The organism is Micromonospora sp. CA-248089, from assembly GCF_050948515.1.
Taxonomy (GTDB): domain Bacteria; phylum Actinomycetota; class Actinomycetes; order Mycobacteriales; family Micromonosporaceae; genus Micromonospora.
On record NZ_CP192016.1, the window covers coordinates 3,652,457 to 3,666,559 of the forward strand.

General features: G+C 73.6%; 13 protein-coding genes. 5 read left to right on the forward strand and 8 right to left on the reverse strand.

All coding sequences use genetic code 11. The annotated features are described in order from the left end of the window. The first annotated feature begins 15 nt into the window (after positions 1 to 15). Positions 16 to 780 carry a hypothetical protein gene (locus ACQP26_RS17410; RefSeq protein ID WP_433493383.1) on the forward strand — a complete coding sequence of 255 codons (765 nt, stop codon included), beginning with the start codon at positions 16 to 18 and terminating at the stop codon, positions 778 to 780. Here the strand turns inward: ACQP26_RS17410 and ACQP26_RS17415 are convergent. From ACQP26_RS17415 to ACQP26_RS17450, 8 genes are all read right to left on the reverse strand, one after another. Further along, positions 773 to 1,387, reverse strand: coding sequence for a bifunctional 4-hydroxy-2-oxoglutarate aldolase/2-dehydro-3-deoxy-phosphogluconate aldolase (locus ACQP26_RS17415; RefSeq protein ID WP_433493384.1), 615 nt, complete (start codon positions 1,385 to 1,387; stop codon positions 773 to 775). The genes ACQP26_RS17410 and ACQP26_RS17415 overlap by 8 nt on opposite strands. Continuing rightward, positions 1,384 to 2,409 carry a sugar kinase gene (locus ACQP26_RS17420; RefSeq protein WP_433493385.1) on the reverse strand — a complete coding sequence of 342 codons (1,026 nt, stop codon included), beginning with the start codon at positions 2,407 to 2,409 and terminating at the stop codon, positions 1,384 to 1,386. Before ACQP26_RS17420 ends, ACQP26_RS17415 begins: the two co-directional genes overlap by 4 nt. Then, the gene (locus ACQP26_RS17425; protein ID WP_433493386.1) at positions 2,406 to 3,320 is read right to left on the reverse strand and encodes a PmoA family protein; all 915 of its coding nucleotides are present in this window, start codon (positions 3,318 to 3,320) and stop codon (positions 2,406 to 2,408) included. The genes ACQP26_RS17420 and ACQP26_RS17425 overlap by 4 nt, the downstream gene beginning before the upstream one ends. Then, positions 3,317 to 3,946: a hypothetical protein gene (locus ACQP26_RS17430; RefSeq protein ID WP_433493387.1), complete on the reverse strand. Its 630-nt coding sequence runs from the start codon at positions 3,944 to 3,946 to the stop codon at positions 3,317 to 3,319. Before ACQP26_RS17430 ends, ACQP26_RS17425 begins: the two co-directional genes overlap by 4 nt. Further along, positions 3,943 to 4,812, reverse strand: a complete 870-nt coding sequence (locus ACQP26_RS17435) for a carbohydrate ABC transporter permease (RefSeq protein ID WP_433493388.1) — start codon at positions 4,810 to 4,812, stop codon at positions 3,943 to 3,945. Before ACQP26_RS17435 ends, ACQP26_RS17430 begins: the two co-directional genes overlap by 4 nt. Further along, positions 4,809 to 5,789: a carbohydrate ABC transporter permease gene (locus ACQP26_RS17440; protein WP_433493389.1), complete on the reverse strand. Its 981-nt coding sequence runs from the start codon at positions 5,787 to 5,789 to the stop codon at positions 4,809 to 4,811. Before ACQP26_RS17440 ends, ACQP26_RS17435 begins: the two co-directional genes overlap by 4 nt. 21 nt (positions 5,790 to 5,810) lie before the next feature. Then, positions 5,811 to 7,154: an ABC transporter substrate-binding protein gene (locus ACQP26_RS17445; protein ID WP_433493390.1), complete on the reverse strand. Its 1,344-nt coding sequence runs from the start codon at positions 7,152 to 7,154 to the stop codon at positions 5,811 to 5,813. A gap of 97 nt (positions 7,155 to 7,251) precedes the next feature. Further along, positions 7,252 to 8,298 (reverse strand): LacI family DNA-binding transcriptional regulator, encoded by a 1,047-nt coding sequence (locus tag ACQP26_RS17450; protein ID WP_433493391.1) that lies wholly within the window; start codon positions 8,296 to 8,298, stop codon positions 7,252 to 7,254. A 241-nt stretch (positions 8,299 to 8,539) separates the two neighbouring features. Here ACQP26_RS17450 and ACQP26_RS17455 point away from each other — a divergent pair, with 241 nt between their 5' ends. Genes ACQP26_RS17455 through ACQP26_RS17470 form a run of 4 tightly spaced genes read left to right on the forward strand, consistent with a single transcriptional unit; the run spans position 8,540 to position 14,092 of the window. Next, positions 8,540 to 9,868, forward strand: a complete 1,329-nt coding sequence (locus ACQP26_RS17455) for a Gfo/Idh/MocA family protein (protein WP_433493392.1) — start codon at positions 8,540 to 8,542, stop codon at positions 9,866 to 9,868. A gap of 17 nt (positions 9,869 to 9,885) precedes the next feature. Next, positions 9,886 to 11,319 (forward strand): glucuronate isomerase, encoded by a 1,434-nt coding sequence (uxaC, locus tag ACQP26_RS17460; RefSeq protein WP_433493393.1) that lies wholly within the window; start codon positions 9,886 to 9,888, stop codon positions 11,317 to 11,319. Beyond that, positions 11,316 to 12,617, forward strand: a complete 1,302-nt coding sequence (locus ACQP26_RS17465) for an enolase C-terminal domain-like protein (protein ID WP_433493394.1) — start codon at positions 11,316 to 11,318, stop codon at positions 12,615 to 12,617. The genes uxaC and ACQP26_RS17465 overlap by 4 nt, the downstream gene beginning before the upstream one ends. Beyond that, the gene (locus tag ACQP26_RS17470) at positions 12,608 to 14,092 is read left to right on the forward strand and encodes a mannitol dehydrogenase family protein (protein ID WP_433493395.1); all 1,485 of its coding nucleotides are present in this window, start codon (positions 12,608 to 12,610) and stop codon (positions 14,090 to 14,092) included. Before ACQP26_RS17465 ends, ACQP26_RS17470 begins: the two co-directional genes overlap by 10 nt. The last annotated feature ends 11 nt before the right edge of the window (positions 14,093 to 14,103 follow it).

A 14,103-nucleotide genomic window follows, 5' to 3' on the forward strand; every position in this document is an offset into this window, starting at 1 on the left:
GGACGGAGACGCGGCATGGGTGAGTTGCGCAAGCCGTTCCTGCTGCTCGCCCTGCTCGCGGTGGCGCTGATCGTCGGTGTGGAGCTGGGTGCGGCAGCGCTGACCGGTGGCGGCGACGCGAGCGGCGCGCTGCGGGAGCGCGCCGGTCAGCTCGGCGTCGCGCTGGGCGGCGTCGGCGCGGTGTCCGAGCCGTCCGGTCGAGGCATCGGCTACCTGGCGCTGATCGACGTGGTGGCGCTCTGGACGACCGGGCTGTTCTGCCTGAGCCTGGTGCTGCCGGACCGGATGCAGGGCCGGGTGCAGGGCGTGGCCACGCTCGTCTTCTCGATCGTGCTGCTGCTGGTGTCGCTGGTCCTGCTGATCGTCGCGTTCGTCGAGCTGACGGTGATGGTGTCGCTGTTCCTCGCGCCGCCGTTCGGCACGCTGGCGTACCTCGCGGTGTGGGGGTTCTTCCCGGTCGACGACGCGGCGTTGCTGCTCGGGCTGGCGTTGCTGCTCAAACTGGTCTGGGTCGGGCTGTTGCTCGCCGCCCAGCCCCGGTTCCTGCGCAACAAGGGCCTCGTCGCGCTGGCGCTGACCACGCTGCTGTGCACTGTGGCGCTGCAGTTCCTGCACGCGCTGGTGCCGGTGATCCTGGTCAGCATCCTGGACGACCTGGGCGCCGTGGTGTTCGCCGTGGTGGCGCTGATCTGGGCGCTGGTGCTGCTGATCGGGTCGATCCCGGCGATCGTCAAGGCGATCCGGACCACAGCCACCACGTCCGGCCGTACTGTCAGGTGACCGCGCCGCCGGTTGCGAGCGTGGCCAGGCGCGGCAGTTGCGCCGGGTCGGTGAGCGCCGAACCGACCGCCACCACCCGCGCCCCGGCGGCGAGGAAGTCACCCGCGTTGCCGGCGTCGACACCGCCGGTGGCCACGAACCGGGCCTCCGGCAGCGGCCCGGCCACCGCCCGGAACCACGCCGGGCCGAGACTGACCGCCGGGAACGCCTTGAGCCACACCAGGCCGTGGTCGAGCGCCCGCTGCGCCTCGGTCGGCGTGGCCACGCCGGGCAGGTGCGGCACGCCGAGACCGGCCGCCGCGTCGGCCACCGCCAGATCCAGGCCCGGCGCCACTGTGAACGCCGCCCCGGCGGCCACCGCGTCGTGGACCTGCGCCGGGGTACGCACAGTGCCCGCGCCGACGATCCGGTCCCGCCGCCGCCCGGCCGTCACGGCGGCGCGCAGCGCCGGCACCGCTTCCGGGGTACGGATCGGCACCTCCACCACGGCGATGCCGAGATCCCAGGCCAGTTCCGCCAGCCGTACCGTCTCGCCGGGCGGCAGGTCACGCAGGATCACCATCACCCGCGCGTCGCCGAACAGGGCCTCGAAGTCGTGCCCGCTCATCTCCCACTCCCTCCCGTGGCATGCGCCTGCTCGGTCCACGCCTCGTCCGGCAGCGCCAGCGCCCGCGCGATCGTCTCCGGGTCCGGCGGCGGGGCGGTGTCGCCCGGCACGGCCAGCACCGGCGCCGCGGTCAGGTGCCCCAGCCGCAGGCAGGCTCGCAGGTCGAGGCCGCGTAGCAGCCCGGAGAGGAACCCGGCGGCGAACGCGTCACCCGCGCCGACCGGCTCCACCACGTCCACGGGCAGCGCCGGCACGAACACCGCCGGCCCGGTACGCGGCAGCGCCGTCGCGCCGACCGGCCCGTCCTTGACCACCACCAGCTCCGGGCCGGGCAGCAGCGTGCGAACCGCGGCCGGATCGTCCGCCGCCCAGAGCGTGGCCGCCTCGTCCAGCCCGACCAGCACCACGCCGGCGCGGTCGGCCAGGTCACGCAGGACCGGTCCGGCCCGGTCGGCGGGCCAGAGCGCGGGGCGGTGGTTCACGTCGAAGCTGACCCGCGCGCCCGGCAGCGCGCGCCCGTCCAGCGCGGATACGAGCAGGTCACGGCAGGTGCCGGAGAGCGCTGCGGTGATGCCGGACAGGTGCAGCAGGCGTGCCCCGGCCAGCCCGGGACGCGCGAGGTCGGCGGCGCCGAGGCGGCTCGCTGCCGACCCGGCGCGGTGGTAGTGCACGCGGGTGCCGTCCGGCCCCGGATCCTTAAGGTAGAGCCCGGTCGGCGCGTCCGGATCCACAGTGACCAGGCTGACATCCACGCCCGCGGCGGCGACCTCGGCCACCACCCGCCGCCCGAACGGGTCGTCGCCAACCCGGCTGACCCACGCCGCGCGGTGCCCGAGCCGGGCCAGCCCGGCCGCCACGTTCGACTCCGCGCCGCCGACCCCGACGGTCAGCCGCGCGGCGTGCTCCAGCGACCCGCCGTCGTCGGGGGCGAGCACCACCATCGTCTCGCCCACGCAGACCACCTCCGGCCCGCTGCCGGCGCCGCCTCCGTCCGCGACCGCGACACCAATCGGCCCGCTCACCGAAGGACCGCCTCGACTCGGGCCGACACGTCGACCGGGTCGAGGTGGCCGTCGGCGACGAGCACGCGGTGCCGGTTGTGCCGGGGCTGCCCGGCCGCGACCACCGCCGGGCTGTCGAACGCGTACGCGACGCAGACGCCCGGGTACATGGCGGTGCGCACGAACCACCTGTCGCCCGGCCCCAGACCGGTGAACACCAGGGTGTACGCGTCACCGCCGGGCGCGGTGGCGGACAACGCCAGCCAGGGCGCGGCCGAGCCGTTCACCGCCTCCTCACCTTCCGCCTCGGCGGTGCGCACAAGCGGTTCCCCGTCGGCCACGGCCCGCCAGAAGAAGCCGCCGTACCCGGCGCCGCCCGGGCGGCCGTTCGTGGCCGGGCTGCCCAGGTGCACGTCGGCGCCGGTGGCTGAGGTGAGCGTGGCGGACAGGTCAAGCCACCACGCGTCCTCTCCGACCGGGGTGACGGTGATCCGCCGGTGCTCGCGCAGCAGCACCCGGCCGTTCCGATCCCGCCACTCCAGGTCGTGATCGAGGCGGTCGGCGGTCCGCTCCCGCCAGCCGGTGTGCGCGATGACGCCGTGGTCGTCGCGCCAGGTGTAGCCGGTGCCGCGCACGTACGTCCGGCCGCCCCACAGGTTGGCGCCGTCCACGTCCTGCACGGCGAGTGACGCGCCGAGGTGCCAGACGTGGTCGGCCGGGAGCGCGTCGGTGACCGGGGTGCCGGCCCGGGTCCGCACCGGATGCAGGTAGGGCCGGGGCCCGTGGCGCGGGTCCAGGTCGGGCCGGACCAGGTACCGGGCCACCTCGACGCCGTCCACGACCAGCCGGGGCTCGGCGTCGGCCGCGGCAGGGCGCGGCTCGGGCCCGGCGCGGCGCGGCTCGGCAGCGGCGGAACGAGGTTCGGCTGTCACGACGGGTCCGGGGCGGGGACCGGACGGCGTGCGTCGAGCGCGTGCAACGCCGCAAGGGCGTACCCGCCGAGGATCGGCACCGCGACCGGCGTGACAAGCACACCCAGCAGCACCGCGAGGGCACAGATGCCGGAGGCGGCGGCCCACACGCCGGGGCGCTCCGGGCAGGACCGCGCCACCCGGCGGGCGGCGGCCCGCCAGCCCCGGCCGCCGGTGCGCCCGACCGCGACGGTGACCAGGCCCGCGTACCCGAGCACTGCCGCCACCACGACGGCGGTGAGCGCGAGCGCGGGCCCGCCGCCGGGTACCCGGCCGGTGGCGAGCGCGACCAGGTCGGCGGCGAGCAGCGCGGCGGCGGCGAGCGCGACGGCGCTGACCGCCAGCCCGGCTGGTAGCGCGCGGCCGAACCGGGCCAGGCTGGTACGCGCGTCGGGCCAGGCGCCGGTGACCGACCTGTCGTGCAGCGCGGCGCCGGCGGTGGCGAGCGCCGGGGCGAGCGTGAGCACCGGCAGCGCGGCGAGCGCCACGACGAAGCCGAGCAGCGCCAGGTCGGTCGCCTCGCGCAGCGTGTCCCGCCAGTCGCCACGGGCCGGCACGGCATCGGGGTGGGCCGGCACGGCGGTCATCCCTTCAGCCCGCTGGTGTTGATGCCCTCGACGAGCATCCGCTGGAAGGCCAGGAAGAACAGGAACACCGGCAGCAGCGACAGCACCGACATGGCGAACATCGGGCCGACGGCGCTCTGGCTGGTCGAGTCGATGAACAGGGTCAGCGCCACCGGGACCGTGTAGTCCTCCAGGCTGGACAGGAACACCAACTGCCGGAAGAAGTCGTTCCAGGTCCAGATGAACGAGAAGATCGCCGTGGTGACCAGCGCCGGACGGCTCAGCGGCAGGATGACGTGCCGGAACACGCCGTACGGGGACGCGCCGTCGATGGTGGCCGCCTCGTCCAGCTCACGTGGGATGCCGCGCATGAACTGCACCATGAGGAAGACGAAGAACGCCTCGGTGGCCAGGAACTGCGGCACCAGCAGCGGCAGGTACGGCCAGTCGCCGCCGACCAGGCCGAGGCTGCGGAACAGGATGTACTGCGGCACGATCAGCACGTGCCCGGGTAGCAGCAGCGTGCCGATCATGACGGTGAACCACAGCTTGCGCAGCCGGAACCGCAGCCGGCCCAGGGCGTACGCGGCGAGCAGGCAGGACAGCGCGTTGCCGACGACGGTGAGCCCGCTGACCAGCGCGCTGTTGAGGAAGAACCGGCCGAAGCTGATGTCGAAGTTGGTCCAGCCGTCGAGGTAGTTGCCGGGGGTGAACTCCTCCGGCAGCAGGCCGACGTTGTTGACGATCTCGGCCTGCGACTTGACCGAGGTGCCGAGCATCCAGAACAGCGGGTAGAGCACCACCGCGACGATCGCCACGAGCACGACGAGCCGCAGCACGTTCCGGCCACTGCCCGGCCGGCGGCGGGCGACAGGAAGCGCTGTCATGAGTCCTCTCCGTCCGAGTAGTGCACCCAGAACCGGCCGGTGCTGAAGAACACGGCGGTGATCAGGCCGATCGCCACCAGGAACACCCACGCCATCGCCGACGCGTAGCCCATCTCCAGGTCGGTGAAGCCGGAGATGTAGAGCTTCAGCGTGTACATGAGCGTGGAGTCGACCGGGCCGCCGGTGCCGTTGCTGAGCACGAACGCGGCGGTGAAGCCCTGGAAGCCGTTGATGGTCTCCAGCACCAGGTTGAAGAAGATCACCGGGGAGAGCATGGGCAGGGTGACAGCGCGGAACCGCCGCCACGCCCCGGCGCCGTCCACCGCCGCCGCCTCGTACAGCTCGGTGGGCACCTGCTTGAGCCCGGCCAGGAAGATCACCATTGGCGCGCCGAACTGCCAGATCGCCAGCACCATCAGTGTCTCCAGCGCCCAGTCCGGGTCGCTGACCCAGGGCAGCCCCTCGACGCCGAACAGGGCGAGGAACGAGTTGAACGCGCCGTCCCGGTTGAACATGTTGACCCAGACGATCGCCAGCGCGACGCTGCCGCCGAGCAGCGACGGCAGGTAGAACAGGCTGCGGAACAGCCCGACACCGCGCCAGGCTCGGTTGAGCAGCAGCGCCACGCCGAGCGCGGCGGCCAGCTTCAGCGGTACGGCGACCAGCGCGAACGTCAGCGTGACCCGCACCGCGTGCCAGTACGACGGGTCGGCGGTGAACATCCGCTCGTAGTTGGCCAGCCCCACCCACCGCACCTCGGACAGCGGCGTGAGGATGTCGTAGTCGGTGAAGCTCAGCCAGAGCGACAGCAGCATCGGGATCGCCGTGACGCCCATCAGTCCGATGAGCCAGGGCGAGAGGAAGACGTACCCCGCCAGGCCCTCGCCGAGCCGGGCCCGGCCGGCCCGACGCCGCGTGGGGCGGGGGCCGGCCGGTCCGGTACGCGGGGTCCGGCCGGGCGCCGTGGTGAGAGCCACGGGACCGGTCCTTTCGTGGGGTCAGGCGATCGCGGCTTTGCAGGCGGTGACGAACTGCTCCGCCGCCTGAGCCGGGGTGGCGCGGCCGTACTGGGCGTTCTCGGCGGCCTTTACCAGCTCGGACTTGACCTTGCTGTGGCCCTTGATCGGCACCTGGGGCGAGGCGCCGAACTTCTGCGCCAGCTCGGACTCGACCTGGATGGACTGCTTCATGGCCGGGTCGGTGGCGGTCTCGCTGACCTTGGCGCGCAGGTCCATGTTGGACGGCAGACCACGGTCGGTGCCGAGCAGCGCCACCGCCTCCGGGTCGTTGTTCAGGAAGTTGATCACGTCGACGGCGACGTCCTTGTGCTTGCTGCCCTTGAACACCGACCAGTACATCGAGGCGCGCGCCCACTGGGCGCTCGGGTCACCCGGGTACGCGACCACGCCCAGCTCGTCCTTGGTGTTCTTCTTCAGGTCCGGCATCTGGTTGACCCACACCCAGGAGGTGGCCGACTTGCCGGTGACCACGAGCTGCTTGGTGATGTCGCTGGAGTTGCCCTCGTGGATCACGTCGGGCGTCGGGGTGGCGCCCCGGTCACGCGCGCCCTTCCACAGCTCGAACCACTTCGTCACGTCCTCGGCGGTGAACCCGAGTTCCTTGCCGTTGTAGAGGTCCTTGCCCTGCTGGCGCAGCCACACCCAGAGCGCCTTGTAGTCGGCGCTCGGGTCCTGCGTACCGGGGACCTTCGTCTTCTTCGCCACCTGCTCGGCCCAGGCGATGTGCTCCTCCCAGCTCATCCCGGTGGTCGGCTCGGGCAGCCCGTTCTTGGTCAGCAGCGTCTTGTTGTAGACCAGGCCCTGGGTGTTCTCCCCGGCGGCCACACCGGCGAGCTTGCCGTCGACCACGCCGTACTCCAGCAGGCTCTTGGGGAACTTCGACACGTCGAGCTTGCCGGAGTCGCGGTAGCTGCCCAGGTCGAGCGTGGTGCTGCGGCCGGCGTACTCGGCCAGGTAGTTGTCGTCGATCTGGAACAGGTCGGGCGGGTTGCCGCCGGCGGTCAGCGTGGCGAGCTTGTCGAAGTAGCCCTGGTTGGCCTGCCACGTCTTCTCGAACGTCACGTCCGGGTTCTTCTTGGTGTAGAGGGCCAGGGCGTCCTCGGTGAGCTTCGCCCGGGCCTCACCGCCCCACCAGAAGACGGAGAGTTTGGCCGGGCCGCCGTCGCCGCCGGCGTCGTCGTCGCCGCAGCCGGCCGCGCCCAGGGCGAGGGGCACGGCGAGCGCGACGGCGGCCAGGCCGCGCACGAGTCGGCGTCGGGTCAGGGGGGTACGGTGATCCCGCCCGGCGGGTACGCCGGCGGTGGGGGACGTTGCGGGGTGCATCTGCGCTCACTCCTCGGCTGTGGGAGGCGACGACGTCACCGGCGGCCGTCCACGGGCCGCCCGGGTCCGCAGTGCTGTGCGGGCCCGGGCCACCTGGTCAGGCCCCGGTGCCGTCCCGGCCGGGCGCGGGGACGGGCCCGGTCGAGTCGCGGACGACCAGTTCGGTCTGGAGCATTACCTGTGCGGTGGTGCGACGGTCGCCGGCCGCCGCGCCCCGGCCCCGCGCGCCGCGTGGCGCGTCGGAGTCGAGTTGCAGCAGCATGTCGACGGCCGTCCGGCCGGCGGCCGCGGTCGGCGTGGCCACCGTCGTCAACTTGGGGCGGGTGAGCCGGCTCAGCGCGATGTCGTCGACGCCGACGACGCTCACGTCGTGCGGCACCCGCGCCCCGAGCGCGTCCAGCCCTTCGATCAGGCCGATCGCCATCAGGTCGTTGTAGGCGAGCACGGCGGTGACGCCGCTGCGGCGTACCTGTTCGGCCAGGGCGCCGCCGCCGGTCTCGGTGGGCTGGTTGGGTCCGAGAATGGTCAGGTCCGCTCCCCCGCCCCGGGCGGCGGCGGTCGCGGCGCGGCGCATCTCCCGGGCGGTCCAGGAGCCGCGCGGGCCGCCGAGCAGCGCGATCCGGCGGTGGCCGAGCCCGAGCAGGTGCTCGATCGCGGCCCGGGCGCCCTGCCCGACGTCCATCATCACGCAGGGCAGGCCGGCGACCTGGCGGTTTATCACCACCACCGGGACCTCGCGGCTGACCTGCTCGATCAGGCTGTTGCTCATCCGGGGGCTGCACAGCAGCACGCCGTCGACCTGCTTGGCGAGGGCGTGGACCAGGTCCTCCTCGGCGACCGGGTCCTCGTTGGTGTCGGCCACGAACACGTGGTAGTCGCGGTTTCGGGCCTGCCCCTCCGCCGCCTTGATCAGCGGCGGGAAGAACGGGTTGGCGATGTCGGCCACGATCAGGCCGATGTTGTGCGTACGGCCGGTGATGAGGGCCCGGGCGGCCCGGTTGGGCCGGTAGCCGAGGTCCTCCGCGCAGGCCAGCACCCGGACCCGGGTCTCCGGGTTGACCAGGTGGGGGGCCGAGAACGTCCGGGACACGGTGGAGATGTGCACACCGGAGGCGCGGGCGACGTCCCGGATGGTGGCTGGCACGGCGGGCTCCCTCGTCCGATGTGGTGGGGGTCACGGGTGCCGCCCATTAATGCAAACGGTTGCGCCCGTGTCAACGGTCCATTGTTGCGGCTCGATTGCGGCGACGGTCATGGTGGGCGCGCGAAACCTCATCAATACGGATGGATAGGACGGCTTGGCCGCCATCCGTTGACGACGTATCCATCGTCGTGGTTTCTTCGGCTGCAAACCTTTGCAGCCGACTGCCGGGGAGGCCGACGTCATGTCACCACCGGCCCGGGAACGGGTCCGCCACGCCCTGGTGGGTGCCGGGGCGCGCGCCGAGATGTTCGTCCGCGCCCTCGCGCTCGACCACGCCGACACCGCCGAGCTGGTCGCGCTCGCCGACGTCAACCACACCCGGATGGACGCCCACAACCGCTGGTTGGCCGAGCTGGGCCGGCCGCCGGTGCCCACGTACGCCGCCGGTGACTTCGCCGCCATGCTCGCGAAGGAGCGCGTCGACGTGGTGCTGGTGACCAGCGTGGACGCCACCCACGACGAGTACGTGACGGCGGCGCTGCGCGCCGGCTGCGACGTGGTGGTGGAGAAGCCCATGACAGTCGACGCGCAGCGGTGCCGCCGCATCCTGGACGCGGTCGCCGAGACCGGCCGGCGCGTCACCGTCGCGTTCAACTACCGCTACAACCCGCTGCACGAGCAGGTCCGGCGGCTGCTCGCCGACGGCGCGGTGGGCGAGATCGGGTCGGTGCACTTCGAGTGGCTGCTCGACGTGCGCCACGGCGCCGACTACTTCCGCCGCTGGCACCGCGACAAGTCCGTCTCCGGCGGCCTGCTGGTGCACAAGTCCGGCCACCACTTCGACCTAGTCAACTGGTGGCTCGACGCCCGTCCGGTCGACGTGCACGCGTACGGCAGGTTGTTCTTCTACGGTGCGGACGGGCGCCGACACGGCTACGCCCGCGACTACGACCGCGCGCACGGCTCCCCCGCAGCCGACGGCGACCCGTTCGCGCTGCGCCTGGCCGACCACCCGCGCCTGCGCGAGCTGTACCTCGACGCCGAGGCCGAGGACGGCTACCACCGCGACCGCAACGTCTTCGCCCCCGGCGTGACCATCGAGGACGACCTCGCGGTGCTGGCCCGCTACGACACCGGCGCGACGATGACCTACCACCTGACCGCGTACGCCCCCTGGGAGGGCTACCGGGTCATGGTCAACGGCAGCCGGGGCCGCCTCGAACTGGAGGTGACCGAGAGCGACCACGTCAGTCCGTCCGTCGCCGGAGCACTGAAGGGCGCGGCGCTGCACGGCGACGAGGCGGCGGTGGAGCAGGGCGCGGCCCGGCTCACGCTGCGGCCGTTCTGGGCGCCGCCGCAGGAGATCCCGGTCGAGGGCTGGACCCGGCGCGGGCACGGCGGCGCGGACACCCGGATGACCCGGGTGCTGCTCGGCGGCGAACCCGACCCGCTCGGCCGGGCCGCCACCGCCCGCGACGGCGCGCTCGCCCTGCTCACCGGCCTGGCCGCCAACCGCTCGCTGGAGACCGGCGCGCCCGTCCGGGTCGCCGACCTGCTCACCCTGCCCTGACCGAGGAGCCCGCACCCGTGCCGATCATCTCCCCCAGCGATCTGCTGCTGCCCGCCGAGCCCGGCCTGCGCGCCGTCGCGCGCGAGCTGTACGCGCTCGCCGCGCAGCAGCCGATCATCTCCCCGCACGGGCACGTCGACCCCGGGCTGCTGGCCGAGGACCAGCCGTTCCCCGACCCGGCCCGGCTGCTCGTCGTACCCGACCACTACCTGACCCGGATGCTGCTCAGCCAGGGCGTACCCCCGGCCGACCTGGGTGTGCCGAGCGTCGACGGCAGCCCGGTGGAGACCGACGGGCGGACCATCTGGCGGCGCTTCGCCGCGCACTGGCACCTGTTCCGCGGCACCCCGTCCCGGCTGTGGCTGGAGCAGACGTTCCGGAACGTGTTCGGCGTCGACACGCCGCTGAGCCCGGACACCGCCGACACCGTCTACGACGCGCTCGCCGCGCGCCTGGCCGAACCGGGGTTCCGGCCCCGGGCGCTGTTCGAACGCTTCGGCATCGAGGTGCTCGCCACCACCGAGTCGCCGCTGGACGACCTGGGCCGGCACGCCAAGCTCGCCGCCGACGGCTGGGGCGGGCCGGGGGGCCGGGTGGTCACCACGTTCCGCCCCGACGACGTGGTCGACATGGAGTTCGGCAACTGGTCGGCGAACGTGGACCGGCTCGCCGAGGTCTCCGGCGAGGACACCGGCACGTACGCCGGCTACCTGGCCGCGCTGCGGGCCCGGCGGGAGGCGTTCGCCGCCGCCGGCGCCACCTCCACCGACCACGGGCACCCGACCGCCCGTACCCTCGATCTCGGTCCGGCGCAGGCCGCGGCGCTGTACGACAAGGGGCGGCGCGGCCTTGCCGACAGGGGCGACGCCGAGGCGTTCCGGGCGCACATGCTGCTGGAGTTCGCCCGGATGTCGCTCGACGACGGCCTGGTCATGCAGCTGCACCCGGGCGCGGTGCGCAACCACAACCGCTGGCTGCACGCCCGGCACGGCCGCGACGTGGGCGGCGACGTGCCGCAGGCCACCGAGTACGTGCACGGCCTCGCCCCGCTGCTCGACGCGCACGGCAACGACCCGCGGCTCACAGTGGTGCTCTACACGCTCGACGAGGACACGTTCACCAGGGAACTCGCCCCGCTCGCCGGCGGCTACGCGGCGCTGCGCCTCGGCGCGCCCTGGTGGTTCCTGGACTCCCCCGAGGTGCTGCGCCGGTTCCGCGAGGCGGTCACCGAGACGGCCGGCTTCTACAACACCGCCGGGTTCGTCGACGACACCCGCGCGTTCTGTTCCATCCCGGTACGCCACGACGTGGCCCGCCGGGTCGACGCCGGTTTCCTCGCCCGCCTCGTCGCCGAGCACCGGATGACCGCGGACGACGCCGCCGAGACCATCGTCGATCTGGCGTACCGGCTGCCGAAGCAGGTCTTCAAGTTCGGAGGTGGGCCTTCATGACCAGGATCGTCGACGTCGAGGTGCACGACGTGCGCTTCCCCACCGCCGCAAGCGGCGACGGCTCGGACGCCATAAACAGGGGCGACTACTCGGCCACCTACGTGGAGCTGACCACCGACGGCGGGCCGACCGGCACCGGGTTCACGTTCACCAACGGGCGGGGCAACGAGATCACCTGCGCGGCGGTCCGCGCGCTCGCCCACCACGTCCGCGGACGCACCGTCGCCGAGATCGCCGCCGAACCCGTCGCGTTCTGGCGCTCCCTGGCCGCCGACGTGCAACTGCGCTGGCTGGGCCCGGAGAAGGGCGTCATCCACATGGCCACCGGCGCGCTCGTCAACGCGGTCTGGGACCTGCGCGCCAAGCTCGCCGGCAAGCCGATGTGGCGCCTCCTCGCCGAGATGCCCACCGACGAGCTGGTCGCGACAGTCGACTTCCACCACATCACCGACGCGCTCACCCCCGACGAGGCGGCGGCCATCCTCGACAAGGGACGCGACGGCCTGGCCGACCGGCTCGCCGGGCTGGAACGCGACGGGTTCCCCTCGTACACCACCTCGGTGGGCTGGCTCGGCTACCCGGACGACCAGGTGCGCGCGCTGACCCGCGACGCGTACGCGCAGGGGTGGCGCGCGATGAAGATGAAGGTCGGCGGACGGATCGAGGACGACCTGCGGCGGGCCCGGATCATCCGCGCCGAGATCGGCCCGGACGCGCTGCTGATGATGGACGCCAACCAGGTGTGGGACGTGGACGAGGCGATCGCCGCGATGGGCGTGCTCGCCGCTGTCGACCCGTACTGGATCGAGGAGCCCACGCACGCCGACGACGTGCTCGGGCACGCCCGGATCGCCCGCGCGGTCACCGAGCTGACCGGCGGCCGCTGCCGGGTCGCCACCGGCGAGGTCGCCGCCAACAAGGTCATCTTCAAGCAGCTGCTCCAGGCCGAGGCGATCGGCGTGATGCAGGTCGACGCCTGCCGCGTCGGCGGCGTGGACGAGGTGCTCGCCGAGCTGCTGCTGGCGGCGAAGTTCGGCGTGCCGGTCTGCCCGCACGCGGGCGGCGTGGGCCTGTGCGAGTACGTGCAGCACCTCGCGATCTTCGACCACCTGCGGGTCGGCACGAGCCTGGACGGCCGCATGGTCGAGTACGTCGACCACCTGCACGAGCACTTCACCGACCCGGTCCGCACCCGTGGCGGGCGCTACCTGCTGCCCACCGCGCCCGGCTACAGCGCCACCATGCGCCCGGAGTCGATCGCGCGGTTCCGCTTCCCGGACGGCCCGGCATGGCGCTGACCACCGACCGGCTCGGCCTGGCCACGCTACGCCACCTGCCGCCGGAGTCCCGGCCGCTGCTGCGCCCCGGCACCGTGCCGGCCGGCATCGTCCACCTCGGCGTCGGCGCGTTCCACCGCGCCCACCAGGCGGTGCACACCGAGGCGGCGGTCGGCGCGGCCGGCGGCGACTGGGGCATCATCGGCGTCGCGCCGCGCAGCACCGGCGTGGTCGACGCCCTGGCCGCGCAGGACTGCCTGTTCAGCGTCACCACGCTCGCCGCCGACGACGCGGCCACCCGGGTGGTCGGCGCGCTCGCCGGGGTACGGCACGCCGCGAGTGACCCGGGCGCGGTGGTCGGCCTGCTCGCCGACCCGGCGATCCGGGTGGTCACGCTGACGGTGACCGAGAAGGCGTACCGGCTGGACCCGGTGACCGCCGCGCTGACTGTGGACGCGGACCTGACCGCCGACCTCACCACCGGCCGTCCCCCGCGTACCGTGCCCGGTCTGCTGGTGCGCGGGCTACTCGCCCGCGCCGCCGCCGACGCCGGGCCGATCGCGCTGGTGAGCTGCGACAACCTGCCCGCCAACGGGCGCCGGCTGCGCGGCCTGGTGGAGCAGTGCCTCGCGCTGGCCCGGGTCCCCGGCGCCACAACCGAACGGGTGCTGGCGGCTGTCACCTGCCCCGGCACCATGGTCGACCGGATCGTCCCGGCCAGCACCGACGAGACCCGGGACACCGCGCGGCGGGCGCTGGGCGTGGCCGACCTGGCGGCGGTCGCCGCCGAACCGTGGTCGCAGTGGGTGATCGAGGACGACTTCCCCGGCGGGCGCCCGGCCTGGGAGCACTCCGGCGCGATCCTCACCGGTGACGCCGGCCCGTGGGAGCGGCTGAAACTGCGGGCGCTCAACGGCGTGCACTCGGCCACCGCGTACCTGGGTGCGCTGGCCGGCGCGGAGACGGTGGCCGAGGCGCTGGCGCTGCCGCACCTGGAGGCGGTGCTGCGCCGGCTGGTCGCCGAGGAGATCACGCCGAGCTTCACCCCGCCGCCCGGCGTCGACGTGACCGCCTACGGCGAGCAGGTGCTCGCCCGCTTCGCCAACCCCGCGATCCGGTACCGGACGACACAGGTCGCCATGGACGGCTCGCAGAAGCTGCCGCAGCGGGTCCTGCACACCGTCGCCGACCTACGGGCGGCCGGCCGGTCGGCGCGGTGGAGCGCGCTCGTGGTGGCCGCCTGGCTGCGGTTCCTGCTCGGGTACGCCGACGACGGCCGGCCGCTGCCGCTGGACGACCCGCTCGCCGACCGGCTGCGCGCCGCGCTGACCGCCGGCGCGCACACCCCGGCCGGGGTGGTGGACGCGGTCTTCGCACTCCGCGAGGTGTTCCCGGCCGATCTGGCCGGCGACGACGAGTTCCGCGCCGACGTGTCCGGCTGGCTCACCGCGCTGGAACGCCACGGCGTCCGGGCGACCCTGGCGGACGCCCGGTGACCGGCGGCGCG